At 62.3% G+C, this 26118-nt stretch carries 26 protein-coding genes; 15 read left to right on the top strand and 11 right to left on the bottom strand.

Going from position 1 to position 26118, the window contains the following annotated elements; all coding sequences use genetic code 11:
- The first annotated feature begins 32 nt into the window (after nt 1-32).
- The gene (locus tag ACUN0E_RS12035) at nt 33-1091 is read left to right on the top strand and encodes an ABC transporter ATP-binding protein (protein ID WP_445566715.1); all 1059 of its coding nucleotides are present in this window, start codon (nt 33-35) and stop codon (nt 1089-1091) included.
- 22 nt (nt 1092-1113) lie between these two features.
- Here the strand turns inward: ACUN0E_RS12035 and ACUN0E_RS12030 are convergent, their stop codons facing one another.
- Nucleotides 1114-1995, bottom strand: coding sequence for a LysR family transcriptional regulator (locus ACUN0E_RS12030; RefSeq protein WP_408339634.1), 882 nt, complete (start codon nt 1993-1995; stop codon nt 1114-1116).
- A 101-nt stretch (nt 1996-2096) separates the two neighbouring features.
- On the opposite strand from ACUN0E_RS12030, the gene ACUN0E_RS12025 reads away from it, so the two are divergent.
- Both ACUN0E_RS12025 and ACUN0E_RS12020 read left to right on the top strand, forming a co-directional pair.
- Nucleotides 2097-3017 (top strand): DMT family transporter, encoded by a 921-nt coding sequence (locus tag ACUN0E_RS12025; RefSeq protein WP_445566714.1) that lies wholly within the window; start codon nt 2097-2099, stop codon nt 3015-3017.
- Nucleotides 3018-3411: 394 nt separating this feature from the next.
- The gene (locus ACUN0E_RS12020; RefSeq protein ID WP_445566713.1) at nt 3412-5550 is read left to right on the top strand and encodes a TonB-dependent receptor; all 2139 of its coding nucleotides are present in this window, start codon (nt 3412-3414) and stop codon (nt 5548-5550) included.
- Nucleotides 5551-5620: 70 nt separating this feature from the next.
- On the opposite strand, the gene ACUN0E_RS12015 is transcribed toward ACUN0E_RS12020, so the two are convergent.
- The 3 genes from ACUN0E_RS12015 to ACUN0E_RS12005 all read right to left on the bottom strand — a co-directional run bounded on the left by ACUN0E_RS12015 (nt 5621) and on the right by ACUN0E_RS12005 (nt 7741).
- Entirely contained in the window at nt 5621-5872 is a 252-nt protein-coding gene (locus ACUN0E_RS12015) for a Txe/YoeB family addiction module toxin (RefSeq protein ID WP_445566712.1), read from the bottom strand.
- Nucleotides 5873-5879: 7 nt separating this feature from the next.
- Complete coding sequence (locus tag ACUN0E_RS12010; protein ID WP_445566711.1) at nt 5880-6176, bottom strand: type II toxin-antitoxin system Phd/YefM family antitoxin; 297 nt, start codon at nt 6174-6176, stop codon at nt 5880-5882.
- Between the two features lie 266 nt (nt 6177-6442).
- A complete protein-coding gene (locus tag ACUN0E_RS12005; RefSeq protein ID WP_408230327.1) occupies nt 6443-7741 on the bottom strand; it encodes an MFS transporter in 1299 nt (432 codons plus the stop codon).
- Nucleotides 7742-7933: 192 nt separating this feature from the next.
- Between ACUN0E_RS12005 and ACUN0E_RS12000 the strand changes: the two genes are divergently transcribed.
- The 8 genes from ACUN0E_RS12000 to mdcH are packed head-to-tail and all read left to right on the top strand — an operon-like array spanning nt 7934 to nt 15009.
- The gene (locus ACUN0E_RS12000) at nt 7934-8707 is read left to right on the top strand and encodes a GntR family transcriptional regulator (RefSeq protein WP_445566710.1); all 774 of its coding nucleotides are present in this window, start codon (nt 7934-7936) and stop codon (nt 8705-8707) included.
- Nucleotides 8708-8715: 8 nt separating this feature from the next.
- Entirely contained in the window at nt 8716-10386 is a 1671-nt protein-coding gene (gene mdcA / locus ACUN0E_RS11995; RefSeq protein WP_445566709.1) for a malonate decarboxylase subunit alpha, read from the top strand.
- 2 nt (nt 10387-10388) lie between these two features.
- The gene (locus ACUN0E_RS11990) at nt 10389-11402 is read left to right on the top strand and encodes a triphosphoribosyl-dephospho-CoA synthase (protein WP_445566708.1); all 1014 of its coding nucleotides are present in this window, start codon (nt 10389-10391) and stop codon (nt 11400-11402) included.
- Nucleotides 11390-11704 carry a malonate decarboxylase subunit delta gene (locus tag ACUN0E_RS11985; protein WP_408229977.1) on the top strand — a complete coding sequence of 105 codons (315 nt, stop codon included), beginning with the start codon at nt 11390-11392 and terminating at the stop codon, nt 11702-11704. Before ACUN0E_RS11990 ends, ACUN0E_RS11985 begins: the two co-directional genes overlap by 13 nt.
- A complete protein-coding gene (locus ACUN0E_RS11980) occupies nt 11701-12567 on the top strand; it encodes a biotin-independent malonate decarboxylase subunit beta (protein ID WP_445566707.1) in 867 nt (288 codons plus the stop codon). The genes ACUN0E_RS11985 and ACUN0E_RS11980 overlap by 4 nt, the downstream gene beginning before the upstream one ends.
- On the top strand, nt 12564-13379 hold the full coding sequence (gene mdcE, locus ACUN0E_RS11975; protein WP_445566706.1) for a biotin-independent malonate decarboxylase subunit gamma: 816 nt from the start codon (nt 12564-12566) through the stop codon (nt 13377-13379). Before ACUN0E_RS11980 ends, mdcE begins: the two co-directional genes overlap by 4 nt.
- Complete coding sequence (locus ACUN0E_RS11970) at nt 13379-14071, top strand: malonate decarboxylase holo-ACP synthase (protein ID WP_445566705.1); 693 nt, start codon at nt 13379-13381, stop codon at nt 14069-14071. The genes mdcE and ACUN0E_RS11970 overlap by 1 nt, the downstream gene beginning before the upstream one ends.
- Nucleotides 14071-15009 carry a malonate decarboxylase subunit epsilon gene (gene mdcH / locus ACUN0E_RS11965; protein ID WP_445566704.1) on the top strand — a complete coding sequence of 313 codons (939 nt, stop codon included), beginning with the start codon at nt 14071-14073 and terminating at the stop codon, nt 15007-15009. Before ACUN0E_RS11970 ends, mdcH begins: the two co-directional genes overlap by 1 nt.
- 69 nt (nt 15010-15078) lie before the next feature.
- On the opposite strand, the gene yjfF is transcribed toward mdcH, so the two are convergent.
- The 5 genes from yjfF to ACUN0E_RS11940 all read right to left on the bottom strand — a co-directional run bounded on the left by yjfF (nt 15079) and on the right by ACUN0E_RS11940 (nt 21018).
- The gene (yjfF, locus tag ACUN0E_RS11960; RefSeq protein ID WP_445566703.1) at nt 15079-16242 is read right to left on the bottom strand and encodes a galactofuranose ABC transporter, permease protein YjfF; all 1164 of its coding nucleotides are present in this window, start codon (nt 16240-16242) and stop codon (nt 15079-15081) included.
- The gene (locus tag ACUN0E_RS11955; protein ID WP_445566702.1) at nt 16239-17270 is read right to left on the bottom strand and encodes an ABC transporter permease; all 1032 of its coding nucleotides are present in this window, start codon (nt 17268-17270) and stop codon (nt 16239-16241) included. The genes yjfF and ACUN0E_RS11955 overlap by 4 nt, the downstream gene beginning before the upstream one ends.
- Nucleotides 17267-18877, bottom strand: coding sequence for a sugar ABC transporter ATP-binding protein (locus ACUN0E_RS11950; protein WP_445566701.1), 1611 nt, complete (start codon nt 18875-18877; stop codon nt 17267-17269). Before ACUN0E_RS11950 ends, ACUN0E_RS11955 begins: the two co-directional genes overlap by 4 nt.
- Nucleotides 18878-19100: 223 nt before the next feature.
- Entirely contained in the window at nt 19101-20087 is a 987-nt protein-coding gene (locus ACUN0E_RS11945; protein WP_408213346.1) for an ABC transporter substrate-binding protein, read from the bottom strand.
- Nucleotides 20088-20391: 304 nt separating this feature from the next.
- On the bottom strand, nt 20392-21018 hold the full coding sequence (locus ACUN0E_RS11940; RefSeq protein ID WP_408521305.1) for an alpha-ketoglutarate-dependent dioxygenase AlkB family protein: 627 nt from the start codon (nt 21016-21018) through the stop codon (nt 20392-20394).
- 144 nt (nt 21019-21162) lie between these two features.
- Between ACUN0E_RS11940 and ACUN0E_RS11935 the strand changes: the two genes are divergently transcribed.
- Nucleotides 21163-21747: a malonic semialdehyde reductase gene (locus tag ACUN0E_RS11935; protein WP_445566700.1), complete on the top strand. Its 585-nt coding sequence runs from the start codon at nt 21163-21165 to the stop codon at nt 21745-21747.
- A 23-nt stretch (nt 21748-21770) separates the two neighbouring features.
- Here the strand turns inward: ACUN0E_RS11935 and ACUN0E_RS11930 are convergent, their stop codons facing one another.
- The gene (locus ACUN0E_RS11930) at nt 21771-22100 is read right to left on the bottom strand and encodes a hypothetical protein (RefSeq protein ID WP_408229948.1); all 330 of its coding nucleotides are present in this window, start codon (nt 22098-22100) and stop codon (nt 21771-21773) included.
- Between the two features lie 368 nt (nt 22101-22468).
- On the opposite strand from ACUN0E_RS11930, the gene ACUN0E_RS11925 reads away from it, so the two are divergent.
- Nucleotides 22469-23632 (top strand): metallophosphoesterase, encoded by a 1164-nt coding sequence (locus tag ACUN0E_RS11925; RefSeq protein ID WP_445570424.1) that lies wholly within the window; start codon nt 22469-22471, stop codon nt 23630-23632.
- Between the two features lie 143 nt (nt 23633-23775).
- On the opposite strand, the gene ACUN0E_RS11920 is transcribed toward ACUN0E_RS11925, so the two are convergent.
- Nucleotides 23776-24300, bottom strand: coding sequence for a hypothetical protein (locus ACUN0E_RS11920; RefSeq protein ID WP_445566699.1), 525 nt, complete (start codon nt 24298-24300; stop codon nt 23776-23778).
- A 661-nt stretch (nt 24301-24961) separates the two neighbouring features.
- On the opposite strand from ACUN0E_RS11920, the gene ACUN0E_RS11915 reads away from it, so the two are divergent.
- Both ACUN0E_RS11915 and ACUN0E_RS11910 read left to right on the top strand, forming a co-directional pair.
- Nucleotides 24962-25669 carry an MgtC/SapB family protein gene (locus ACUN0E_RS11915; RefSeq protein WP_408229942.1) on the top strand — a complete coding sequence of 236 codons (708 nt, stop codon included), beginning with the start codon at nt 24962-24964 and terminating at the stop codon, nt 25667-25669.
- Nucleotides 25670-25831: 162 nt separating this feature from the next.
- Nucleotides 25832-26086: a GlsB/YeaQ/YmgE family stress response membrane protein gene (locus ACUN0E_RS11910; protein WP_074287858.1), complete on the top strand. Its 255-nt coding sequence runs from the start codon at nt 25832-25834 to the stop codon at nt 26084-26086.
- The last annotated feature ends 32 nt before the right edge of the window (nt 26087-26118 follow it).

Raw genomic sequence — 26118 nt, 5'->3', positions numbered from 1 at the left:
ACCATCGCCCTGCTCCTAGACATCGGATTTTCATGAGCGAACTTCGTATCCGCGGACTGCAAAAATCGTTCGACGGCCATCCCGTGCTGCACGGTATCGATCTCTCCGTCGAGCGCGGCACGCTGCTCGCGCTGCTCGGACCATCCGGCAGCGGCAAAACCACCTTGCTGCGCCTGCTGTGCGGCTTCGAACGCGCGGATAGCGGCAGCGTCGAAATCGACGGCCGCCGCGTCGCCGGCGACAACCTGCATGTGCCTTCCGAGCAGCGCCGCATTGGCTATGTCCCGCAGGAAGGCGCACTGTTTCCGCATCTTTCCGTGGCGGACAACATCGTGTTCGGTTTACCGCGCACGCAGCGACGCGCGCGGCATCGTGTGGCCGAATTGCTGGAGCTGGTCGGCTTGCCGGCGAACTTCAGCGGGCGGGCGCCGCAGCAACTGTCAGGCGGTCAGCAGCAGCGTGTCGCGCTTGCTCGTGCGCTCGCGCCGTCGCCGACGCTGGTGATGCTCGACGAGCCCTTCTCCTCGCTCGACGCCGCACTGCGGCTCGAAACACGGCAAGCGGTGGCGAGCGCCCTGGCCGCGGCCGGCGCGACCGCGGTGCTCGTCACACACGATCAATCGGAAGCGCTGTCGCTCGGTCATGAGGTCGCCGTGCTGTGGAACGGCCGGCTGATCCAGACCGCGACTCCGGAGACGCTGTACCGCAGGCCGGTGACGCGTGAACTCGCCTCATTCGTCGGTGAAGCCGTGTTGCTGCCGGGCGTGGTGAAGCAGGATCGCGTGAACTGCGAGCTCGGCGATTTGCCGCTGTGCGAGCCGATGGGCAACGGCGCGGTCGACGTGATGGTACGGCCGGAACAGATCCGTCTGCTGCGCGCCGAGGAAACGATGCCGAATGGCGTGGCGTCCTACGACGCCGTCGTGCAGGAGGTGATCTTTCAGGGGCAGGACGCAGGCGTCGCGCTGCAATTGCAGTCCGGCGCGCGGACCGTGGTGCGCGCTCGCGTGCCTGGATATCTGTCGCCGCGTCCGGGCGAACACGTGCGGCTCGCCGTGGATGGCGAGGTGACGGCTTATCCGCGAGTTTGAGCCGCGAGGTAGAGCCATGCAGTTAGGCCGCAGCCCCACGTGTCTGCGGCCGCAGCGACAAATCCTGCACCATCTGCGCGGCCAGATAATCGCATGTCGGCCGGTCCGATTTGGCGCTGCGCGCCACCACGATTTCCAGCGGTGCAATCTTCGGCAAGCCTTGCGCTTCGCCGAGTATCGCCAGCCGCGGCGGCACGCTGCAGCGCGTAAGCGCGATCACCGAAAGCCCCGCATCGACGGTCGCCACCAAACCCATCAGACTTGCACTGCTAAAAGCCGCCCGATAGCGGATACGCGCACCGTCCAGCGCCGCCAGCGTATGTTGGCGCGCCACACAGCCCGGCTCGTAAAGCCCGACCGGCAAAGGTGACGCCGCCAGCACCGGCGTATCCATCGACGCCCCCACCCACACCATCGGCTCGCTGCGTACGAATTCGCCGCGCAGTTTGCGGTCGCGCGTAACGAAGGCCAGATCGATCTTGTTATCGGCCAGCATCGGCGCGAGCGACGTGCTCTGCGCGCAGACGATCTCGATCTCCACATGCGGATACAGATTCGAAAAGCGCCGCAACACCGGCGACAGGAGCGACGACACGTAATCGTCCGGTGCGCCCAGCACCACGCGCCCGGTCACCTCGGGCCGCACGATCGCCGACCACGCTTCCTCATGCAACGCCAGCACACGCCGTGCGTATTCGAGCAGCGTATTGCCGGGCCGCGTAAGCGAGAGATTGCGCGTGGTGCGGGCGAACAGTGTGGTGCCGAGCATGGTTTCGAGCCGCTTGATCTGCATGCTGACCGCCGCCTGCGAGCGATGCACGGTCGTCGACGCCTTCGTGAAGCTGCCCGTTTCCACCACCGCGACGAAGGTTCGCAGCAAATCGACGTCGAATTCGGGGTGCATGATTTATCAATCCAGCTTATGGAATTACTCAATTTAATTCGTTTGTCCGTGCTGCGCAAGCCGCGCAATACTTGTGACTCCACCTCACGGAGCTGCTCGGCATGTCCCTCACCCAACGTCAACAAGGCGCTATTACGCTGGCCAGCGGCGGGCTTCTGATGGGCACGCTCGGCATCTTCGTCGAGGAAGCGCGACTCGGCGCGCTGACGCTGGTGTTCTTTCGCTGCCTGTTCGGTTTCCTGTCGCTCGCCGCGTACTGTGCGTGGAAAGGTTTCTTCACACGAGCGCATTTCACGCGGCGCACCGTCACGCTCGCGCTGATCTCCGGCGTGCTGATGGTCACGCAATGGGTCGGTTTCTTCGACGCGATTCATCGCACCAGCATTGCGGTGGCGACGGTGGTATTTCATGTGCAGCCGTTCTGGGTCGTGCTGATGGGTGCGGCGCTGTTCAACGAACGCCTCGGCGTCGACCGGCTCGGCTGGATCGCGACCGCGTTCGTCGGGCTTGTTCTGGCCTCAGGCGTTGCGGCTACCGAGAATCTGCAGGGTCACACGAGCTATCTGATCGGCATCGGTGAGGCGCTGGCGGGGTCCGTGCTGTACGCGAGCGTCACGCTGATTGCCAAAGGGCTCGGCAACTTGCGGCCGCATCTGCTGACGCTCGCACAATGCGCGGTCGGCGTGGTGTGCCTGCCGTTCATCGCGCCGCTGACCGCCGTGCATATCGGGCCAATGCAGTGGTTCTGGCTGGTCGGCATGGGCGTGCTGCATACGGGGCTGTCGTATGTGCTGATCTACGGCGCGCTGCCGAAGCTGACCACGCCGATCATCGCCGTGCTGCTGTTCGTCTATCCGCTGACGGCGATCGTGGTCGATGCCGTTGTGTATGGGCGGGCGCTGTCGCTGCCGCAACTCGCGGGCATGGCGTTGATCGTGATCGCCAGCCTTGGCGTGAATCTCGGCTGGCCGCTACTTTCGATGCTGCGCCCCGGCGGACGGGCGCGGCATCACGCGGATTGAGCATTGAGCATACGAAAACCCTGCAACTTCCATTCATTTCGCACAATCGAGAATAGTTCTCGTTTATAATTTCAAAATATTACAAGCCGGGCACTGATCCGGCTTCTGCTGCACCTCCCATCCCCACATCGACATGCCATTCCGAGGCAGCCGATGTCACGTCAGCGCATTTCACGCGCTGACACGCGGCGCCCCGGCCGTTTCAACTTCCGAATTCGTTCGATAGCAACAGGGGAATTCACCACTTCATCTCGCCTGACCGACCACACGGCCTCTGCGTGGCCGTGCGCGCCTGCTTGCGCCGTCTTTGCGCCAGCCTGGTGCTTTTGCATTACCGCTTTTGCTGTACGCCAAAACCAATAGCACCACCGATCCACACTCGAAGAACGTTGCCATGAACGTCAACAAGAATACCTATCGCGCGCTGCTGCTCGCCACATCTCTTGCCAGCGCCAAACCTTTGCTGGCGCAGGAAGCTACGCCGGCCGCCGGCACGACCGACAGCACGCTGCCCGCCATCGCCGTCAAAGCCGCGGCCGACCGCTCGTACGATTCGGGCACCTCGAACACCGCGACGAAGATGAATATGTCGTTGATGGACGTGCCGCAAACAGTCAACGTCGTGCCGCGCGCACTACTCGACGAACAGAACGCGACCTCGCTGCAGGACGCGTTGCGCAATGTGCCGGGCATCGGCTTTTCGGTTGGCGACGGCCAGCGTGACCAGATCACCTTGCGTGGCTTCAACAACATCACCGATCAATACGTCGACGGTATTCGCGACGATGCACTCTACTATCGCGATCTGTCGAACGTCGAACGTGTCGACGTGCTGAAGGGGCCCGCAGCCGTACTCTATGGACGCGGCTCGGCCGGCGGCCTGATCAACCGCGTACTGAAGAAGCCGACAGCGGATCCACAGCAAGCTGTGGGTGTGACGCTCGGCACCGAAGGCGAACGGCGCGGCGAATTCGATCTCGGCTGGAATGCGAACGACACCGCGCGTTTTCGCATCACCGGCGCTGCCGAGAATTCGAACAGCTTTCGCGACCAGTTCCAGTTGAATCGTCAGGCCGTGGCGCCATCCGCGCAATTCCGTATCGATAAAGACACCACGCTCAATCTCGAAGCCGATTATCTGCACGACCGCCGCACCTCGGACCAAGGCCTGCCCGCCTACCTCGGCCGTCCGGTCAACGTGCCGATCAACACGTATTACGGCTCGGCAAACGCCACGAACACGTCCTATAACGATATCGATGCGAAGAGCGCGACCGCGTCGCTCGATCATCGCTTCAACGATTCGCTGTCGTTGCACACCGCCGTGCGCGCGTACGACTTTTCGCTCGAACGCAAAAACTACGTCACGTATGAGCCGATCAGGACGGCGCCGAATCCGGTCGTCACGCTCGATCAAAGCACCCGCTTTCGCCACGATCACGGCGTGGATGGTCTCTTCGAGTTGACGCAGAAAACCACGCTGTTCGGCATGAAGCACGAGTTGCTATACGGCGTTGAACTGTCGCAACAGCAGAAATTCGACACCATCTACTCGACCAGCAAAGTCGCGACATATAACCTGTTTGATCCGCAACTCATCGATTTGCCGGGTGTGAAGCCGGGTACGGCGGCGAAGACGAATGCATCGACCGTGCTGGGACTCGCCGGCGTCTATGCACAAGACCTGATCTCGCTGACCGAGCACTGGAAGATTCTCGCCGGCCTGCGCTTCGACTACCTGACGCAGACCCGCAACGACTACACCACGGCGCACGTGAATCTGGACCGCACGGATCGCGCGTGGAGTCCGCGTGTCGGTCTGATTTACGAACCGCTCGACTGGGTGTCGCTGTACGCGTCGTATAGCCAGTCGTTCTCACCGCTCGCCGATACGCTGATCAGCAGCGGCGCGTTTGCCAACGGTTCGGCGCTGGCGCCGCAAAAGACCACCAGCTTCGAAATCGGCTCGAAGTTCGACCTGGGCCGCGCGAGCGCGAGCGTCGCGCTGTTCGACATGAAGCAGACCAATCAGCAGATCGCCGATCCATCCAACCCGACTTACGCGCTACCGATCGGCACGCAGCACGTGCGCGGGCTGGAACTATCCACGACGGGAGAAATCGCGCCGAAGTGGTCCGTGTATGCGGGCTATGCGTATCTGAATGGAAACGTCGATGGCTCGCCGCAAGCGAGTTCCGCGGGATTGGTGCTGCACGACAACACGCCAGGCTTGATGCCGCGTCATAGCGCAAGCGTGTGGATCAAGCGCGATCTAAAGTACGGTTTCTATGCCGCGGGCGGGGCACAGTTCCAGTCGGCGCGCTATACGTCAGCGAGCGATGCGGTCACGTTGCCTTCTTTCGTGACGTTCGATCTCGGCGCGGGGTATCACGGCAAGAACGTGGACGTGGCATTAACGCTGGATAACCTGTTCGACCGCAAGTACTTCATCGCGGCGCACGGCAACGCAGATATGTACAACATGCCCGGCGCGCCGCGCACGCTGACGGTGTCGGCAAGGTGGCATATATGATTGTTGTAACGCGTGGCACGCGTTGATGCGTCAAACAAAAAAACCGGGCAACGTGCCCGGTTTTTTTGTTTTAGTCGTCGTAGTGGAAACGGCAAGCGATCACATAGACCTTTCCGTCTCTCGGCAAGTAGACCAGGCGATCAGCGTGAGTAATGCGTCTTGACCAGAAGCCGCTTAAGCTGCCGACAAGCGCCTCCGGTTTTCCGGTGCCGCAGTAAGGATCGCGCCGGCACTCCTCTAGCAGAGTATTGATTTTGCGTAAGACTCTGCGATCGGTTTCCTGCCAATACCGATAGTCGTCCCATGCTTCATCGGTGAACATAAAAACACTATCCGCCTTTGCGGCCTCCTCGTTGCGGCTTCTTTGTTTGTTCATCGGTCAGCAGTTCGCGCGGGGACGCACCACCGGCATTCAACTGGGCGATGGACCTGGCGAGCCGCTGGGCATTCTTCGAAGAACTCAGGAGATACAAGGTTTCTTGCATCGCATTGAAATCCTCGAGCGAAACCATGACCACATTTTCTCCGCTCTGCCTGGTTATCAGCATGGGCGTGTGATCGCGGCAGACGTCGTCCATCGCTTGCTTAAAGCCGGCACGCGCCTCGCTGTAAGTAAGGACGTTCATTCGTTTTCTCGATCTGAGAGGGTTTCCCCCAGTCGCTCCTGTCAAAAATTAGAGACGTTTCCACCGCCGAACAGAGTACCTGTACCCCGAAGGCTGCCAAATGTGAAGCGGCAGTTCACAGCAGCAAAACCGCATCGAACCACCGCAATCATTGTACAGAGTTACGTACAGATCAGCAAACCGAAAACTGCGCAGGAAGACGTCGTCTAATAATAGGAAGCATGCCCGCTAGCGATCGTGCGCGCCACTCAGCCAAACGGCCAACCTCATTGCGGCAACACCTCCCCCTTCGTCTCCGGCGCGAACGGAATCACGAACAAGCCGACGATAAACGCCACCGCCGTCAGCGCCACCGGCAGGCCAAGCGTATGCATATGCAGCACCGCCGCGCCAAGCAGGAAATTGACACCCGCCCCGACAAACCGTCCAAACGACGTGCAGAACGCGAACGCCGTCGCCCGTACGCGGGTCTCGAACTGCTCCGGCAGCCACAAGCTGAACAGCGCGAAATTGCCGCCAAAGAAGCCCAGCACGCAGAGCCACGCGATAAATGGCGCGAGCCCATTCGGCAGATAGAACGCCCAGCCGAAACTGCCGACAATCGCCACCGCCATGCCGAGAAAGTAAATCGCCAGCGTCTTCTTGCGGCCGATCCGCTCCGCGAGCGGCGGCAACGCGAGACAGCCGAGAATCGTCGCAATGGAGAGCAAGCCGGTTGCCAGCGACGCCGTCCTGATCGCATCGTTCTTCGCCATGCCGGCCTTGGTCGCCAGTTGAATCACAGCCGATGGCTCGTATACCGCGCCCGCCCACAAACCGATGATCGCGATCGTCAGCAGAATGCACGCGACCCACGTGCGGCGCCGATACGCTGGCCCGAGGATTTCGCGCAGCGGTTTGGCGCGCACAGTGCCGGCCTCCGCCTTCTGCCACTTCTCCGATTCCTTCACGCGCAGCAGCACCAGGATCGCGACCACGACCGGCACGGCGCCGGTCAGGAACATCGCGCGCCAGCCGTAATGCACGCCGATCGTGTAGTTGAGCGCCGCCGCAAGGAAGAATCCCGCGTAATAACCCGTTTGCAGATAACCCGCACCCATCTTGCGGCGATCTTCCGGCCATGCCTCGGCCACATACGTCCCCGCCAACGCCCACTCGCCGCCAATGCCGACCCCGGCAATGAAGCGATAGATGGCGAGCTCCCACACGTTGTGCGAGGTCGCGGCAAGTCCCGTGAAAATGGCGAACGTGAAAATGGTGCCCGCCAGCACCTTGGTGCGGCCGAAGCGGTCAGCCAGCGGCCCCCAGATGAACGACAGCCCCCAGCCGACCAGAAACAGCGCGAACAGAATCGAGCCGGCGAGGCCGACATTCGCGGGCGTCGCGGCGTACCCCGAGCGCGGCAACAACTCGGTCAACGCCGGCGTCAACACAAGCGCGTAGATGAACGAGTCCATCCCGTCGAGCGTCCAGCCAGCCCATGCTCCCCAAAACCCTGCGATCTGCGAACGATTGAGCGGCGTGCGGCGCCGAACGACCGGCGTGCGGTCGGTTAGTGAATTCATCATGCTCCTCCGGCCCTGCGGTTGGCGTACATGGCGTATCTGGCTTTTATCAAGGGAACGACGAGACGCGCCCGTTAGTGGATCGATGTGCCCTGTGTAACGTGAGCGCGTACCGCGGGCCGCCGATGGTGAAAAACTTTCCGGGTTTGCCCGCCTGCAAAGCGCACTTTTTTATATATAATATTTGATATTATGAGCGACGCAATAGATGGTTTTCCCCTGGACGCCCCGGCGCGCAGTCCGCTTCTACCCGCGGCGGCGCCGCGTGAGAGCACGTCCCGCGTCATCGCGGAGGCGCTGCGCGCGGCGATTGTCGACGGCACGCTGGCGCCTGGCGCGCCGCTGCGGCAGGACGCAATCGCGCGGCATTTCTCGGTCAGCGCCATTCCCGTGCGCGAGGCCCTGCGTCAGCTCGAAAGCGAAGGCTGGGCGAGAGCCGCCGTGCATAAAGGCGCGACCGTCGCGCCGTTATCGGCGGATGAGGCGCGCGAAATCTACGAAATCCGCTCCGCGCTGGAAAGCCTCGCCATCGGCCTCGCAATTCCGAATCACACCGCTGTCACGCTGCGGGAATCGACGAGCCTGTGCCGCGCCGCTGAACGCGAGTCGGACCCGTCGTTGTACGTCGCGCGCAATGTGGCGTTTCATATGAGCCTGTATGCGCCCGCGGCCCGTCCACAACTCGAAGATATGATCGGCACGCTGCATCGGCGCGGCGAACGGTATCTGCGTTTGAAGTTCGGCTTGCCCTCATACAAAGGCGAGTCGGACAATGAACACGCCGCCTTGCTCGACGCTGTCAAACGCCGTGATATTCCTGCTGCACAGTCCCTGGTCGTCGCGCATCTGCTCGGCACCGGCGATCTGCTTCATCGTTTCCTGACTGAACGCGCGCAGACGGAAGCCGCGCTTGCGAACCAACCCAAGCCGCGTGCCAAACGCACGCGCACTACCACCGGGAGCTGAATCCGCCGATGAACCGACCCGCCGAAGCCGTCGAAGCGTCCACCACCGCACGTTCCTGGACCACGCGCCGCGACGAAAAGAACCGTCGCCTCGCGGCCATTGCGCCGTGGCTGGAAGACGGGGTCCTGCCGACAAACCTCATCGTCGATGCACTCGAAACGCTGATTCGACCAGGCGACCGCGTCGCGCTTGAAGGCGACAATCAGAAGCAGGCCGACTTCCTGTCCCGTTCGCTCGCCAAGGTGGATCCGCAAAAGATTCACGACGTGCATCTGCTGATATCGAGCATCGGCCGCCCTGAACATCTGACGCTGTTCGAGCGTGGTATCGCGCACAAGGTCGATTTCTCGTTTGCCGGGCCGCAGAGTTTGCGCGTCGCGCAACTGCTGGAAGACGGCCAGCTGGAAATCGGCGCGATCTATACCTACGTCGAGTTGTACGCGCGGATGTTCGTTGACCTCACGCCGCACGTCGCGCTGCTGTGCGCGGAGAAAGCCGACCGTCACGGCAATCTGTACACCGGCCCGAATACTGAAGACACGCCGACTATCGCGGAGGCCGCTGCGTTCCGGCACGGCATCGTAATCGTGCAGGTCAACGAGATCGTCGATGAACTGCCGCGCGTCGATATTCCGGGTTCGTGGGTCGACGTGGTCGTGCAGGCGGACAGGCCGTTCGCCGTCGAGCCTTTGTTCACCCGCGACCCGCGTCATATCGGCGACTTGCAGGTGCTCACCGCGATGATGGTGATTCGCGGCATCTACGAGCCGTATGGCGTGAGCTCGCTGAATCACGGCATCGGCTTCGATACCGCGGCGATCGAATTGCTACTGCCTACTTACGGCGAATCGCTTGGCCTGAAGGGCAAAATCTGCCGCAACTGGACGCTCAATCCCCATCCCACGATGATCCCCGCGATCGAATCGGGTTGGGTCGAAAGCATCCATTGCTTCGGCAGCGAAGTCGGCATGGAGGCGTACATCGAAGCGCGCCCCGACGTATTTTTCACGGGCAACGACGGCAGCCTGCGCTCGAACCGTGTGCTGTGCCAACTGGCCGGGCAATACGGCGTCGATCTGTTTATCGGCTCGACCTTGCAGATCGATGCAGACGCGAATTCATCGACCGTTACGCGCGGCCGCCTTGCCGGTTTCGGTGGTGCGCCGAACATGGGCCACGATCCGCGCGGCCGGCGTCATTCGAGCGAAGCGTGGCTCAAGCTGCTGAAGGATCAGGGTCCGGTCTCGCGCGGACAGAAGCTGGTCGTGCAGTTGGCCGAGACTTACAAGAAAGGCGGTGAACCGACTTTCGTCGATGAACTCGATGCGGTCGCCGTTGGCGCGAAGAGCGGCATGCCGATCGCCCCCGTGATGATCTACGGCGACGACGTGAGCCATGTGGTCACCGAGGAAGGCATCGCGTATTTGCATAAAGCCGAAGGGATCGACGAGCGTCGCGCGGCACTCGCTGCCGTGGCCGGCGTAACGCCGATCGGGCTGCGCGCCAGGCCGGAAAAGACTGCTGAGTTACGCCGGCGCGGCATCGTCGCGTATCCGGAAGATCTCGGCATTCGGCGCGGCGAAGCAAAGCGTTCGCTGCTGGCGGCACGCAGCATCGACGATCTGGTGACGTGGTCGGGCGGCCTGTACGCGCCGCCGGCTCGCTTCAGGAGCTGGTGACGATGGGCTCGCGCGAAGCTTTGCTCGAGCGTGGGACCGACGCCGCGCCGGCAACTGATGTCGCCGTGCATTCGTACATCGCGCCGGCACGCCAGCGCGGCACGGTTTTGCACGCGGCAAGCACGGCAAATGGCCCTACGGTTACTGTACTAACGGGAACGTTCGATGCGCGACTCGCACGCTACGCCGTCACCGCGCTGATCGAAGAAGCGCAACTCACGCCGAAACCCGCGCTAGTCGACCGACGCGGCAGCGGCGCGCATCGCGACCTCGATCTCGCCACCATGCTGCGCTCGGCCCATGCGCTCGAACCGACCTTCGCGGCGCTTGCACGCTCAGCGCGCCGCCAGCGTGAACCCTCCGCGCCTTTGCGTACTGAACTCGCACAGATCGGTCGCGCCGGCGAACAGGACATGCTGCATGCCACCGGCGGTAGCAACGCGCATCGTGGCGCGATCTGGATCGTCGGCCTGCTGGTGGCGGGTGCGTCAATGACGGGCAACGCCACGCATCCGAAAGCGTCGCACGTCTGCACGCTCGCCGCGCAGATTGCCTGCTTCCCGGATTGCTTCGCCGCCCCCGCCGATAGTCACGGCGAGCGGGCGCGGCAGCGTTATCAGGTAGGCGGAGCGCGCCGTGAGGCACAAGACGGTTTCCCGCACGTCATCGATATCGGTTTGCCTGCGTTACTCGCAGCGCGAGCCGGTGGCGTCAGCGAGAACGCCGCGCGCATCGACGCCCTGCTCTCGATCATGGTGTCGCTCGACGACACCTGCCTGCTGCATCGCGCGGGTTTGCCTGGTTTGCACGCTGCACAACAAGGCGCGCGCCGCGTCCTGCAAGCGGGCGGAAGCTCGACGGCGGACGGTCACGCCGCCCTGGTCGCACTCGAGCATGCATTGCTGTCGCTCAACGCATCGCCCGGCGGCGCAGCCGATCTGCTCGCCGCCACCCTCTTTCTCGACATGCTGGCGCATCACGACGCCAGTGGGAGCTCTGCCTCATGGAACATCTGACCTTCGACTATCCGGCACAACGCGCCGTCACGACCCGCGCGCATGTCGGCGTGGTCGGTTCGGGCGATCTGGAAGTCCTGCTGTCGCCCGCAGAAAACAGCGCGGCCCTGAGCGCGCATGTAGTCGTGCGTACCAGTGTCGACGGCTATAGCCACATCTGGAAGAGCGTGCTCGACCGCTTCTTCACGCGCTACGACGGCGCCGCGCAGATCGAAATCAACGACTTCGGCGCGACGCCCGGGGTCGTCGCGCTGCGGCTTGCGGAAGCCATCGAAGCCGCGGAACAGGGAGACGACGCATGACGACCGTCACCATTGCACGTCCCGCGTCGATGCTGCACGAAAGCTTCATTGAATTGTCCGCGCGCGAACGCGCGCGCTCGCTGCTCGACGCCGGCACGTTCCGCGAACTGCTCGGACCGTTCGACAAGATCGAGTCGCCGTGGCTGCCGCTGCAAGGCGTCGTCTGCCAGGCGGATGACGGCTGCGTGATCGCGCGCGGCACCATCGACGGCGAGCCGGCTGTTGTTGCTGCCATCGAGTCCGCGTTCCAGGGCGGCAGCATCGGCGAAGTGTCCGGCAGCAAGATTGCCGCCGCACTCGAAATGGCCCTGCGCGACTGCGAACGCGGCAAGATCGTGCGCCCTGTCGTCCTGTTCGAAACCGGTGGTGTGAGACTTCAGGAAGCCAACCTCGGCCTCGCGGTGATCGCCGAGATTCAGGCCGCGATTGTCGCGTTGCGTCGGCATGTGCCGGTGGTTGGCGTAATCGCGGGCATGGTCGGTTGCTTCGGCGGGATGTCGCTGGCCGCGGCCTTGTGCTCGTATCTTGTCGTCACAAAGCAAGGGCGGCTCGGCATGAACGGCCCCGAAGTGATCGAACAGGAAGCCGGCATCGAAGAACTCGACGCGAGCGATCGGCGTCGCGTGTGGCAGTTGATCGGCGGCGAACAACGGGCTGCGACCGCGCTCGCCGATCAACTGGTCGACGACGATGTGGATGCCATACGCGCCGCCGTGCGTTCAGCATTCACGCAAGGCGTGCCGGCTGCGCATCGCAGCGAACAGGTCGACATTTTCCTTAACCGTCTCGCGCAGATCGACCCGGCCAGCGTCACGCCGGAGACAATGCGTGACGTGTACAACGCGCGCAAGGAGCAGGCATGAACGACACCACTCTCAGCCGCGGCGCGCGCTGGTTCCATGCTCTGGCCGGCGAACCGTCCGGTAAGGCACCCGTATGGAGCGGCGATGCGTCGCTCGGCGGCGAGACCGCGCGCTTCATTACGGTCGTCCCCGATCCCGACAATCGCTTTCCGCGCGCGACCGATAACGTCGTCGGCCTCGAACAAGGCTGGCAGCTCGCGCGCGCAGTACGCGAGGTCATCGCGCAGGACAAAGCGAGCGGCACGCGCCGCCCGATCGTCGCGATCGTCGATGTCAAAAGTCAGGCGTACGGCTATCGCGAAGAAATGCTCGGCATTCACCTCGCCTGCGCCGCTGCGGTCGACGCTTATGCGTCGGCGCGCGACGCCGGGCATCCGGTGATCGCACTGATCGTCGGGCCCGCCATGTCGGGCGCGTTCCTCGCGCACGGCTATCAGGCCAACCGGATCGTCGCGCTCGACGCGCCCGGTACGATGGTCCACGCGATGGGCAAGGAAGCAGCCGCCCGCGTCACACGGCGCACCGTCGAAGCACTCGACGCCCTCGGCGAAACCATTGTGCCGATGTCGTACTCGATGACGTCGTTTGCCAAACTCGGTCTGCTCGATCAACTGATCGAAGGCGTCGACGCCGATGCACCGGATGCCGCGCAAATCGAGCGCGTGCGTCAGGTGCTGACCAAACAGATTCACAGCGCGCGCGATGGAAGATCCGATCTTTCACATCGTCTGGAATCGGCTGCGGCTCAAACGAATCGCGCGGCGTCGATCGAGGTGCGACGTCGTCTCGCCGAACAATGGGATGCCGTGTAATGCACGTCTGCGCAGCGCCGCCGTTTGCAAGCAATCACGCAATGTCGTGCGACGCGCGGTGGCGGCCGCATGATTTGCTGCGCTTGCATCGTTTGCCGCCGTTTGACGGCGAACCGGCGTGGGTTCACGGGTCTTTCGAGCGCGCGCCGTATGCCGTCGTAAGGCGCGCGCCCGCCGCTGACGGCTTCGTTGCAGTCGGCTTGCGCGGTGCGGAGCGGTCGCAGCGTTACGGCACCTGGGTGCATCTGGACGATATCGAAACCGCCGTGCCGCCGGAAGCGTTAGCGCAACGCAGCCCTCTTGCGGGGCGCGCTGCGTTGCCTGCGTTCGCGGCCCTTGTCGCATTACAACGCGACATAGCCGGTACATTGGTTGGGTTTGTCTGGGGACCCGCCGGCAGCACAGGCTTCGAACTCGCAACTCAGGCACCCACGGTCACTTTCTCCAGCGATCTCGATCTGCTGATCCGCGCACCTGAAAAACTCTCGCACCACGCTGCCCTTCAGTTGCTGAACTATCTGCAAGCAATCGCACAACGCGCCAGCATTCGCGTGGATGCGCAACTGGAAACGCCCGCAGGCGGAATTGCGCTGGCCGAATGGGCAGCGGGCAAGGCACGCGTGATGGTGCGCCACGCTCGCGGCCCGCAACTGATTGCCGATCCGTGGGCACCCGCTCACGGCGATGCCTGATGCTTGCCCTTCTGTTTCCCGGCCAGGGCGCGCAGTCGGACGGATTCCTGCACCGTCTGCCGCAGCACCGCACTGTGCGTGACACACTCGAAGAAGCGTCTCAGGTGCTCGGCATCGACGTACTCACGCTCGACAGCGCGGACGCGCTACGCTCGACCGTAGCCGTTCAGATCGGTTTGACAGTTGCGGGTGTGGCTTTCACGCGCGCACTGGCAGGCGAACAGCTCATGCCTGAGATCAGCGCGGGTTTGTCGGTGGGCGCGTATGCAGCGGCGGTAAGCTGCGGCGCGGTTCACTTTGGCGACGCGTTAAAGATGGTTCGCAAGCGCGCAGAATTGATGGAGACAGCATACCCGTCCGGCCACGGTCTCGCGGCCGTGTCGGGTTTGACCGAACACCAGTTGGAAACACTCGCGGCGCAGCACGTGGATGCAGACAATCGACGTGTCTATGTTGGCAATGTGAATGCGCCGCGCCAGATCGTCATGGCGGGGGCGAACGATGCGCTGGACACGTTCATCGAACGCGCTCTGGCGGCAGGCGCACGCAAAGCCGTCCGGCTTGCGGTAAGCGTGCCGTCGCATTGCGAACTGCTCGCGCACGTCACGGACGAACTGGTTGCGTACGCGCAGAATGTGCCTTTTCATGCGCCTCAAAGCACCTACATCGGCAATCGCGGCGGCCGGCCTTTGTACACGGCTCAAGCGATTCGCGACGATCTCGCGACCAATATGCGCTACACCGTACGTTGGTTCGACGCGCTCACCGTCATGCTGGAAATGGGTGCACACGTGCTGATCGAAGCGCCGCCGGGCCAGGTATTGACGGACATTGCGCGTGAGAACTGTCCAGATACCGCCGCGCTTGCCGCGAGTGCCTTCTCGTTCGACAAGCTGGTCGCTACGGCGCGTCGGCGCCTCGGCACGGATGGGCTTTAGGACGCGGCCTCGCCATTGCATTTGAATTCCGTCTGCTGAAGCGGAGCAAGCCTCCCCCATGACGGCACTTCACCGCCGCTCGATCAACTGGCGCCCCATCGCCTTCGCATACTGATCACACGCGCTGCGCGCGGCCTGCTCCGGCGCACGTCCGATCGCATGCGAATCGGACGCCGCGGCTGCGTCACCCCGTCCGCGCTCACGCTCGAGGCCCGGTGTCACGACAGCGCCGGTTCCACCCGGACGTCGCGCCGATTTTGCATGCCGCTCGATCAGCCGTTGCAGCAGGCAGAACGCGCATAGCAACGCCCCGATCACAATGCGGGTCCACCACGAACTGAGCGTGCCGTCGAAGGTAATCAACGTCTGGATCGTGCCCAGAATGCCGACACCGAACAGCGAGCCGATCACATAACCGACGCCTCCCGTCAGCAAGGTTCCGCCGATTACCGTCGCCGCGATCGCATCGAGTTCCATGCCCTGCCCTTGCAGGCCATAACCGGATAGCACATAGAACGTAAACACCGCACCGCCGAGCGCCGAACAGAACCCGCTCAACGCGTACACGCCGATCCGCGTCCGCGCGACCGGCAAGCCCATCAGCAACGCCGAGCGCGGATTGCCACCAACCGCATACACGTTGCGGCCAAAACGCGTGAAATGCGCGACATAAATCGCCGCGACAAGTGCGATAAGTGCAATCAACACATTGGCTGTAACCGAACCAACGCCGATATCGAGGCGAAACGCGGAGATCTTCTGGAACGTCGGATCGTTGATGGTGATCGACTGCGTCGTGATCAGAAAACACAAGCCGCGTGCGAAGAACATGCCGGCCAGCGTGACAATGAACGCTTGCAAGCGGAAAAAGTGAATCAGCGCACCCTGTACTGCACCAAACACCGTGCCCATCAGCAACACGATCGGCACAATCAGCCAGACCGGCAGATGCATGTGTTCGGACAGCACCGCTTCGACGATGGTGGTCAGCGCCACCACCGAGCCTACCGACAGATCGATCCCGCCGGACACGATCACAAACGTCATGCCGATTGCGACGATCAGCAGGAAAGCGTTATCCACCAGCAGATCGAGCAGCACTTGCCAGGAGAAGAAACCGGTGTACATCACCGAGCCGAAACCGAACAGCGCGCAAAACAACAGGATGGTGACGGCGATCGGCAGCGTACGCGGATCGACAATATGGGCCCAGGCTTCGAGGATTCGTCTCATCGCGCCACCCCGCACTGCGTAAAGAGCGACATCGTGAGCGTGCGCGCCGAGGGCGACTGGATCACACTCACCGCGAGCACCACGGCCGCCTTGACGACGAGCGTCGCTTCCGGCGGCACGCCGATCGAATAGGTCGTATAGGTGAGCGTCTGGATGATCAGCCCGCCGAGCACGGTGCCCGTCAGACTGAAGCGGCCGCCGAGCAGCGACGTGCCGCCGAGCGTCACCGCCAGAATTGCATCGAGTTCGAGCAGCAGGCCCGCGTTGTTACCATCGGCGCTGCGCACGTTCGAGCTGATGAGGACGCCCGCCATCGCGGCGGTCAGCCCCGAGAAACCGTATACCGCGAATACCAGCGCTTTCGAGCGCAGGCCGACAAGCCGTGTCGCCACCGGATTGACGCCGATCGCGCGAATGAAGAGCCCGAGCGCGGTGCCTTCAACGAGCACCGCGGTGGCCAGCACGGCCACGCTCGCGATCCACACAGAGCACGGCACGCCAAGCCAGTAACCGCCGCCGACGAACAGATAGCCGGGCGCGCCGATCGGTATGATCTGCCCCGCCGTCAGCAATTGCGCAATGCCACGGCCGGCGACCATCAGGATCAACGTTGCGATGATCGGCTGCATGCCGACGAACGACACCAGCAGCCCGTTCCACATGCCACTCAACACGCCGACGATCAACGCCGCTACCAGGGCCTGCGCGATCAGTCCGGCGCTGGGTTCGGCTTGCGTGGCGAGTATCGTGGCCGCGGCGGCCCCGGCAATCGCCACGACCGCGCCAACCGAAATATCGATACCGCGTGTCGCAATCACAAGCGTCATGCCGGTAGCGACCAACACCAGCGGCGCCGCGCGATTCAATACGTCGATCGGCGCGCCGAACAAGTGGCCGTCGAGCATCCGCAACGACAGAAAATGTGGATTCACCCACAGGTTCAGGCCGCACAACAGCACCAGTGTGACGCACGGCCAGATCAACGGACGCTCCGTACCATCGCGCACGAACCAGTTCGATAGCTTCATTCGCCGCTCCCCGCGATGAGTCGATAAATGTTGTCTTCGTTCGATGCCTTGCCGGCCACTTCAGCGATCTTACGGCGGTCGCGCAGCACGGCCACGCGATGGCTGACGCGCAGCACCTCGCTGATCTCCGACGAAATGAACAGGATGCTCAGCCCGTTCGCGCACAGCGCCAGCAAGCGGTCCATGATGTCGAACTTCGCGGCGACGTCGATGCCGCGGGTGGGCTCGTCGAGAATCAGCAGCTTGGGGTCGGTGGCAAGCCAGCGTGCGAGCAGTGCTTTCTGCTGGTTACCGCCGGAGAGCAGCCCGATCGGTTGCTCGGCGTCCGTCGCTTTGATGCCGAGACGCTCGATCCACATGTCCGCGATTTCATGCGCGCGATTCCGTTTGATCTTGCGCCACCAGCCGCGCCGCGCCTGCAACGCCAGCAGAATATTCTCGCGAATCGACAGTTCGGCGACGATGCCCTCTTTTTTGCGGTCCTCCGCGCAGTAGCCAATACCGTGACGCACTGCGTCTCGTGGCGAACGCAGCCGCACGGGCCGGCCGTTGATCAGGATAGTGCCGCTGTCGGCGCGGTCCGCCCCGAACAACAGCCGCGCGGTTTCCGTGCGGCCAGAGCCCAGGAGACCGGCAAGGCCGAGGATCTGCCCCGGCTGCACGTCGAGGTCGATCGGCTGAAGCGTGCCGCGGCGTCCGACGCCGCGCAGTTCGACAAACGGCTGAACAGCTTCTTTACTCTGAGGCCCTTCATGGGCAACGTGGCCTTCATGTGCCGCTTCGCGCAAGCGCGCGCTCATGCGCTCGTGACCAACCATCTTCGCGACCAGCTGGTCGGCCGGCAGATCCCGCGCGAGGTATTCGCCTTCACGCTCGCCGTTGCGCATCACCGTGATGCGATCGGAGATGGCATAGGTTTGCTCGATAAAATGTGTGACAAACAGAATGGCGATGCCCGATTGCTTAAGATGCCGAAGTATTTTGAAAAGCTGGGCGACTTCACTATCGTCGAGGCTGGAAGTCGGCTCGTCGAGAATCAGCACGCGTGCGTCGACCGACAGCGCTCTCGCGATCGCCACCATCTGCTGCACGGCGATCGGATAGGCGTCGAGCGATCGGGTGACGTCGAGCGTCACGTCGAGACGAAGCAGCGCGGCCTGCGCGCGACGCTTGATGTTGGGCCAATCGATCGCGCCAAACCGCTTGGGCTGCCGTCCCGCAAAGATGTTCTCCGCCACCGAGAGGTTCGGGCATAGATTCACTTCCTGATACAGCGTGCGCACACCAGCCGCCTCGGCCTCCTGCGGCGAAGCAAACGCCACGATCTCGCCACCCAGACGAATCGTGCCGGCGTCCGGCGCGACTACGCCAGTCAGCACATTGATCAGAGTGGATTTTCCGGCGCCGTTCTGCCCCATCAGCGTGTGAATCTCGCCGGGATACAGGCAGAAGTCGACTCGCTGTAGCGCTTTTACGCCCGGAAATGTCTTGCTGACACCGGCAGTGGCCAGAATAGGCTCGCGTGCATTCGAGGCGGCGTCTAAGCGAGCGTCGCCTGTGATAGCTTTCGTGGCCGGCGGATTGGGTTCCGGTGCGGGATGCGTCATAGACCTCGCTCGATCGGCGTTGCGTTGGTCGGGTGGGCACAGGCGGACCAAATTGGAGCCGACCTGATTCAGCGGAAAAGAGACCGCCCGCTGCCGAAGCAGTCAAGCGGTCAGGCACCACTGGAGAAACCCTGCTATCTGTCCGTACTTCGCTTGTGTTCTGCGTCTATCGTATGGATAGCTAATCAGTTAGCTACCAGACCTTGCCCCGATACTGTCCGCATCAATACTTGCGTGTCGGCAGAGTCTGCGCCGCGACGCTCATCGGGAATACCGTCTCTTCCGTCAGAATGCGCTTGGGCAACGGTTTGCCGGCCACCACGTCCTTGACCGCCGACATCAGTTGCGGCCCCAGCAACGGACTGCACTCCACATCGACGTTCATCTTGCCCGCGGCCATTGCCTGGAAGCCGCCCTTGGTCGCATCGAACGAGACGACGGTGATGTCCTTGCCCGGATGCATGCCGGCCTCTTCCATCGCCTGAATGGCGCCGAGCGCCATATCGTCGTTATGCGCATAAACTACATTTATTTTATTTCCATAAGTTTTTATAAAGGCTTCCATCACCTGCTTGCCGCCAGCAAGCGTGAAGTCACCGCTTTGCGACGCGATAATCTTGAATTTGGGATCGCTTTTGATCACTTCGATCAGGCCGGAATGCCGGTCGTTGGCAGGTGCCGAGCCGACCGTTCCCTGAAGTTCGGCGATGTTGATGGGACCCGGATCATTTTTATAGTGATCTGCGAGCCAATGACCGCCGCGCCGGCCCTCCTCCATGAAGTCCGAGCCGATCATCGTCACGTAGAGCGAGGTGTCCTTCACGTCGATGTTGCGGTCGGTCAGGATCACTGGAATTTTTGCGGCTTTCGCTTCGCGCAGTACCGGCTCCCAACCGGACTCGACGACCGGAGAGAAGGCGATCACGTCGACTTTCTGCGCAATGTATGAGCGGATCGCCTTGATCTGGTTTTCCTGCTTTTGCTGAGCGTCGGAGAATTTGAGCTTGATCTTCGCGTCCGCCGCCGCGGACTTCACCGACTCGGTGTTGGCGGTTCGCCATGCGCTTTCCGCGCCGACCTGCGCGAAACCAAGCGTGATCTGTTTGTCCTGCGCGTAAGCGCCTGGCGTTGTCAGCGCCAGCGCACCGATGCTCGAGCAAAGCGCGAGTGCGCCCAACGCACGACATGCGGCGCGTCGTGTATTCGCCATGACTGTCTCCTGATCGTTGTTGTGTAGGCGACCCATCGAACCCGCCCAGCGTTTGCGGCCCTCATGGTGCGTGGATCGTGCTGTAGCGTAGTGTCTGGGGCGTTAACCGTCCAATCACATGATTCGCGCAGGCGATACCAATTTCGGTATAGCGGGCGGTATCGGCTGTGGCGTGGACGTGGGCAATGCTGCGGAGATCGCTCCGGCATGGCGGCGCCGGAGCGTGGCGTGGGGGATGCTTTTTATGCGTTTAAGTGCTCGATGTCGAGCTGGAGCAGGCGGTGAGAGGCTTTCGGGCTAAGGATCAAACGACCGACGGCTGCCCTGCAAGCTGGCGATTTTCCCCGCGCGGCGTCACCCAACGAAACGTCAGATTAATCCGCTCTCCGGCCACACGCGGCTCCTTCGGTACACGATGCCGCCAGTTAGCCTGCGTGTCGCCCCTCATCACCAGCAAGCTGCCGCCCTTCAGCGAAAACGACTGCACGACGCCGGTCCCGTTGTGCCGCAAGTCGAAAGTGCGCGCGACGCCCAGGCTGATCGATGCAATCACCGGCTGGGCGCCGAGCTCCGGCTCGCGGTCCGCATGCCACCCCATACTGTCGGTGCCGCTGCGGTACCGGTTGATCAGCACGCTGTTAAAGGGCGCATTGCAGGCCGCCTCCGCAGCGGTCCGCAGGCCGGCAACGGTCGGCGTCCACGGTTGCGGTACGTTGCGAATTCCGGAGTAGACGTAGACCGCGTCCGGTTCGCCCTGCCAGGCCGTCAACCGCGGCAATGGCACGCGGCCGGCAGGCGTGCCCATCATGTCCTGACGCCATTCCACTTCGTCGATGAGTTGCGTTAATGCATGCGCCGCAGCCTCGGGCGCGAGCCACTCGGGATACCAGTCCACGTCGGGCGTCGGAAGGTCATCGAAAAGGTCCGCCATGAGATTGCCTGAATGCGATTGCACACACGGTACGTGCGCGAGTGAGAACCCTGGCTATTATGGCGGTAACGACGACGACGCTCACACTAGAGGCTTGCGCTGTCATTCGCTTTTCCCACTCTGCTACTTCAACGGACTACCACCATGACTCTTTCCGATCAGGCTCTCGACCAGCTCTTTCGCGAAGCGCGCACACATAACGGCTGGCAGGCCAAACCGGTCGACGACATCGTGCTCAAGCAACTCACCGAGCTCGTGCTGCTCGGACCGACCTCGGCCAACTCGAGCCCCGGCCGCTTCGTGTATGTGAAAACGCCCGAAGGCAAAGAGAAGCTGCGGCCGGCCTTATCGCCGGGCAATCTCGAGAAGACAATGGCGGCGCCGGTCACGGTAATCGTCGGAATGGATTTGGCGTTTTACGAGCATCTGCCAAAACTGTTTCCGCATGCCGACGCGCGCAGCTGGTTCGCCGGCAACGACAAGGCGATCGCGGATACGGCCTTTCGCAATTCGACGCTGCAAGGCGGCTATCTGATTCTCGCCGCCCGCGCGCTCGGCCTGGACACGGGTGCGATGTCGGGGTTCGACGCCGCCAAGGTCGACGAGGCCTTTTTCGCCGGCACGACCGTGAAGTCGAACTTCCTGATCAATCTGGGCTACGGCGATCCGTCAAAGCTGTTCGCGCGCAGCCCGCGCTTTTCCTTCGACGAAGCCGTCCGGATCGTCTGACAGGTCTTTGCCCGCCGGTGCGTTTATCTGAAGAGCGCGACGTAAAACACTACTGCGCCGATCAACGCACCGATAAAGCAGAAACCTTCGTTGGCGTCATCGCCATTGGAACGCAACCACGCGCCGATGACGCCAAACAGTCCCGCGATGCCGAGCGCGACGCTTAGCATCACCACGTCGAATAACGCGCTTTTGCCCAGCTCGGAGAAGTCGATATCGCGCACGCCGAAGTACAAGGCAAGCGCCATCAACGATATGCCCACCAGCGGCAGCATGACGTGGCTGCCCTCTCGTCCGACGTGATGCCCATGAAGTGCGTCGCGTACGTGATTGCCTGATCCAAGCAGTTTCATGATGCGCCTCCTGCCTCGCTGTCAACCGACGACAAACGAACCATCACCGGGCCGCGATGGCCCTGAGACAAGCCAGTTCTATTTGAGAATAGTCCACCCGCAACACAATTCAAAGCCCATTTAATTAGAGTGCTACGGCAGTTCAGCCAGGCGGTGCGCGACGAGGCAAATTGCTGCAGCGCGACACCCGCCTGCCGCGTCGCACATGGACCTGTTCGGTCGTCGCGTGGGCGTAAATATGGCGCCGTCGGCAAGGGGTTCCACATCTCGGTAGAATGATCCGGCTCGTCCGCTTTTTCATGGTTGCGGTTGACGAGCCGCCGCCGATCTTCCGCTCGTATCGGCCCCTTCCCGCCTCTATCCTCTCTATGCGCCGCTCATCGTTTCTTGTTCGAATCATTCTGATTAGCATCCTGCTGCATATCTACGTTGGATTTCGGTTGATTCCCGACATGCCGGTCAGTGCCACCGGCCGATGGCTGTGCGCGTTGTGGCTGGTGCTGTCGATCTTTCTGATACCGCTCGGCATGCTGGCGCGCACCATCAAACAACAACCGCTTGGCGACCGGCTCGCCTGGGTGGGCCTGCTGGCGATGGGATTCTTCTCGTCGTTACTGGTTCTCACATTCGCGCGTGACCTCGCTCTTGCGTCGCTGCTTACTGTCGATGCAATCTGGCCGAACACGATTGCAATCGCGCACTGGCGCATCGGCACGGCGGCAGCGGTACCGTTGCTTGCGTTGCTCTCGACACTTGTCGGCCTGTTCAACGCACGGCGCCGCGCCAGGGTAGTAACGATCGATGTGCCGATCGACGATTTGCCGCCAGCACTCGATGGCTTCACGATCGTCCAGATCAGCGATATCCACGTCGGCCCGACCATAAAAGGCCGTTACGTGGACGCGATCGTCGACGCGGTGAATCGTCTGAAACCGGATCTGATTGCCGTCACCGGCGATGTGGTCGACGGCAGCGTGCCGCAACTGACCAAACATACGCAACCCCTGTCGCGACTCAGTGCGCGTCACGGCGCGTTCCTCGTGACCGGTAACCACGAGTATTACGCCGGCGCCAACGCCTGGATCGACGAATTCCGGCGCCTGGGGCTGACCGTGCTGCTTAACGAGCATGTGATCGTGGAACACGACGGCGCACGTGCCGTGATCGCTGGCGTGACGGATTACTCGGCGGGCCATCATGACCCCTTGCATCGCAGCGACCCCGTTGCGGCCCTCGCCGGTGCGCCAGGCGACGTGCTGATCAAAGTACTGCTCGCGCACCAGCCGCGCTCCGCCGAAGCGGCCGCGGCCGCAGGTTTCACGCTGCAGCTATCCGGCCACACGCATGGTGGCCAGTTCTTCCCGTGGAATTTCTTTGTGCGTTTCCAGCAGCCATTCACGGCCGGTCTCGCACGGCTGAACGGCCTGTGGGTCTACACGAGTCGCGGCACCGGCTATTGGGGCCCGCCGAAGCGCTTGGGGGCCCCCTCGGAGATCACGCGATTGCGCCTGGTGCCCGGCGAGCCCGACTGAAGCGCCGAGCCCGCCGCCTCAAGCGCGAAGTATCGCCGGGCCGAAGTCATACTGAATTGCGCAGCAAAAAAAGCGCGGACGTCCGAAAAGGACATCCGCGCTCCGGCGCTCATGCGCTCACGCGCCGCTTCAGCTAATTTGAGTTATTGCGCGGGCGCCACAGCCACGCTGACCTGCGGTGCGAACGCCACCGACACCTGCATACCCGGCGTCACACCGGCGACCTTTGCCAGCTCGCGCCCCTGAATATGAAACACCGCGCCATTCGGGCCCTTCAAGGCCATGATGCCTGACGCGTGATCGATAGCCTGAACTTCAGCGGTCAGGTTCTGTGCGGTGTTCTGCTGTGCCGGTTGAGCAGCCGTGCCGTGGCCGTCAGCACCGTGCGTAACGCTGACCATGGCAGTGCGCATCATCCGGATGTGGACCTTGCCGCCTTGTTTGATCTGCGCCAGGTTGCTCGTATCGGTGATATTGAACGAAGCCTCGCCGCCCTGTGCGTCGAGCACGGTCACTGAATGTTTAGCCAGGTCGACCGACTTCACAACACCATCTGCCTGCAGTGTGCTGCTGCCTTCAAACGGCGCCGGCAAACCGGCCGCAAACGACACAAGCGGAGCAACGGCAATCAACGCACCGGCAATGATGCCAAGAGCCTTATCTTTCATACATTCCTCAATTGGGTGAACAGCGGAAAAGAGACGATGCCGTGCGGATCGGACGCGCCTGGCATAGCACAAGCACAGCCGAAAAATTTCTGGGCGAGACCGCGTAAAGTGAAACGCGGATTGAACCCAAAACGCACGACGTGTTTCGAAGTGTGCAAACAGTGTGTTTTCCGGGATGGATGCCGTCAATATTCGGAGTCCGTATTTATGCGAGGAAAATTCTGAGCTTATCGCGGAAGATTCCTCAAACGCTCCACAACCCATTCCGCCGCCCTCCGTCATCTCAGCTTGACTTAACTTTGCAGAGCTGCCTAAAATTCGCCCAGTTTATTTAACCGGAATCACGATCTTGGACAGTAGCAGTATTACCAGTCGAGTTTCGATTCGCCCGATCGCCTGATCGGCAAGATTTCCGCGCCAGCCTTTGCCTGTCGCCGTCTTGCCTTCGGGCCAGACGGTGCACGTCGTTTATACCCTCGTACTGCCAGTGAAGCGCTGCATGGCTCAATGCCTTGCCTACGCTCCATGACTTTAGCGCGCGAGCCTTGGGCTCGCTTGCCTCGTCACGCCTGACCGCAGCCACGTTCCACGTGTGGATTACGTGCGGCTGTCACGCGTAAGCTTCACACTGTGCGAACACGCGCCTCAACCTTTCTTACCGATGACAATTGAATTCGTCTGGCGGCTCTTTGCCGCCTTCAGCTGCGGCGTCGCGATCGGCCTCGAACGGCAGATGCGCCAGCGCAATGCCGGCCTGCGTACCATCACGCTGGTCGCCAGCGGCGCGTGCCTGTTCGTCACGCTCGGCGTGCTGACCGGCAACGGCACGGCCGGCATCACGCAGATTGCCGCGTATGTCGTATCCGGCGTCGGCTTTCTCGGCGGCGGTGTGATCATGCGTGACAAGGGCTCCATTCAGGGGATCAACACCGCCGCGACCTTATGGTGCTCGGCGGCGGTCGGCGTATTGTGCGGTGCGGGTCATTACGGACCAGCGCTCGCCGGCACCGCGGTCGTGTTGCTGACCAATACGGTGCTGCGTGGAGTGAGCCGCGCCATCAACGCGACGCCCGTTTCGAACGCCGATCTGGTGCGGGAGTATGTGCTGACGATCGTGTGCCGGGAGGCCGACGAGATTCACATTCGTACGGTGGTATCCAACTCGATGTATTCGGCGCCGCTGTCTTTCCAGAGCCTGACGAGCGAAGACGTCGAAGGTGATGCCGGACGCATCCGCGTGACGGCAACATTAAAGCTGCATCCGAAAGATCAGCCGAAGCTCGAGCAGATGGCGAGCCGCATCAGTATGGAAAAGAGCGTATCGAGCGTCAGCTGGACGGCCAAAGAAGCGGAGCCGACGCCGGAGTGAGCCACCACGCGTAAGCTCCCCATATTTGCGCGCATCGTCTACACTTAGCTTGCAATAGATTCAGACAATGTTAATTCCCCGTCCTGAATATGGACTGTCCCATAACCTTCGACTAAGCTCTGTCACCGTGAAGTTTTCACACTCAACTATGGAGTCTCGATTATGGAACACGGCATCATTGCATGGCTCATCATCGGCGCGGTCGCCGGCTGGCTGGCTGGCGTGCTCGTCAAGGGCGGCGGCTTTGGGCTGATCGTCGACATCATTGTCGGGATTGTCGGCGCGTTCATCGGTGGCTGGCTTGCCGGTGTGTTGCACATTTCGCTCGGCGGCGGCTGGATCGGTTCGATCATTACCGCTGTGATCGGCGCCGTCATCCTGCTGTTTCTTATCCGGCTCGTCCGGCGCGGTACCTGAGCGTTGCACCTGATGTCTTACGGCGTCAGGGG

Source organism: Paraburkholderia sp. D1E, assembly GCF_052682275.1.
This window is presented reverse-complemented; position numbering and strand designations above follow the sequence as displayed.

Bases quoted from the DNA above. Each gene is read 5' to 3' on its own strand.
- ACUN0E_RS12035 (WP_445566715.1), top strand. From the start codon at position 33: ATGAGCGAACTTCGTATCCGCGGACTGCAAAAATCGTTCGACGGCCAT.
- ACUN0E_RS12030 (WP_408339634.1), bottom strand. From the start codon at position 1,995: ATGCACCCCGAATTCGACGTCGATTTGCTGCGAACCTTCGTCGCGGTG.
- ACUN0E_RS12025 (WP_445566714.1), top strand. From the start codon at position 2,097: ATGTCCCTCACCCAACGTCAACAAGGCGCTATTACGCTGGCCAGCGGC.
- ACUN0E_RS12020 (WP_445566713.1), top strand. From the start codon at position 3,412: ATGAACGTCAACAAGAATACCTATCGCGCGCTGCTGCTCGCCACATCT.
- ACUN0E_RS12015 (WP_445566712.1), bottom strand. From the start codon at position 5,872: ATGTTCACCGATGAAGCATGGGACGACTATCGGTATTGGCAGGAAACC.
- ACUN0E_RS12010 (WP_445566711.1), bottom strand. From the start codon at position 6,176: ATGAACGTCCTTACTTACAGCGAGGCGCGTGCCGGCTTTAAGCAAGCG.
- ACUN0E_RS12005 (WP_408230327.1), bottom strand. From the start codon at position 7,741: ATGAATTCACTAACCGACCGCACGCCGGTCGTTCGGCGCCGCACGCCG.
- ACUN0E_RS12000 (WP_445566710.1), top strand. From the start codon at position 7,934: ATGAGCGACGCAATAGATGGTTTTCCCCTGGACGCCCCGGCGCGCAGT.
- mdcA (WP_445566709.1), top strand. From the start codon at position 8,716: ATGAACCGACCCGCCGAAGCCGTCGAAGCGTCCACCACCGCACGTTCC.
- ACUN0E_RS11990 (WP_445566708.1), top strand. From the start codon at position 10,389: ATGGGCTCGCGCGAAGCTTTGCTCGAGCGTGGGACCGACGCCGCGCCG.
- ACUN0E_RS11985 (WP_408229977.1), top strand. From the start codon at position 11,390: ATGGAACATCTGACCTTCGACTATCCGGCACAACGCGCCGTCACGACC.
- ACUN0E_RS11980 (WP_445566707.1), top strand. From the start codon at position 11,701: ATGACGACCGTCACCATTGCACGTCCCGCGTCGATGCTGCACGAAAGC.
- mdcE (WP_445566706.1), top strand. From the start codon at position 12,564: ATGAACGACACCACTCTCAGCCGCGGCGCGCGCTGGTTCCATGCTCTG.
- ACUN0E_RS11970 (WP_445566705.1), top strand. From the start codon at position 13,379: ATGCACGTCTGCGCAGCGCCGCCGTTTGCAAGCAATCACGCAATGTCG.
- mdcH (WP_445566704.1), top strand. From the start codon at position 14,071: ATGCTTGCCCTTCTGTTTCCCGGCCAGGGCGCGCAGTCGGACGGATTC.
- yjfF (WP_445566703.1), bottom strand. From the start codon at position 16,242: ATGAGACGAATCCTCGAAGCCTGGGCCCATATTGTCGATCCGCGTACG.
- ACUN0E_RS11955 (WP_445566702.1), bottom strand. From the start codon at position 17,270: ATGAAGCTATCGAACTGGTTCGTGCGCGATGGTACGGAGCGTCCGTTG.
- ACUN0E_RS11950 (WP_445566701.1), bottom strand. From the start codon at position 18,877: ATGACGCATCCCGCACCGGAACCCAATCCGCCGGCCACGAAAGCTATC.
- ACUN0E_RS11945 (WP_408213346.1), bottom strand. From the start codon at position 20,087: ATGGCGAATACACGACGCGCCGCATGTCGTGCGTTGGGCGCACTCGCG.
- ACUN0E_RS11940 (WP_408521305.1), bottom strand. From the start codon at position 21,018: ATGGCGGACCTTTTCGATGACCTTCCGACGCCCGACGTGGACTGGTAT.
- ACUN0E_RS11935 (WP_445566700.1), top strand. From the start codon at position 21,163: ATGACTCTTTCCGATCAGGCTCTCGACCAGCTCTTTCGCGAAGCGCGC.
- ACUN0E_RS11930 (WP_408229948.1), bottom strand. From the start codon at position 22,100: ATGAAACTGCTTGGATCAGGCAATCACGTACGCGACGCACTTCATGGG.
- ACUN0E_RS11925 (WP_445570424.1), top strand. From the start codon at position 22,469: ATGCGCCGCTCATCGTTTCTTGTTCGAATCATTCTGATTAGCATCCTG.
- ACUN0E_RS11920 (WP_445566699.1), bottom strand. From the start codon at position 24,300: ATGAAAGATAAGGCTCTTGGCATCATTGCCGGTGCGTTGATTGCCGTT.
- ACUN0E_RS11915 (WP_408229942.1), top strand. From the start codon at position 24,962: ATGACAATTGAATTCGTCTGGCGGCTCTTTGCCGCCTTCAGCTGCGGC.
- ACUN0E_RS11910 (WP_074287858.1), top strand. From the start codon at position 25,832: ATGGAACACGGCATCATTGCATGGCTCATCATCGGCGCGGTCGCCGGC.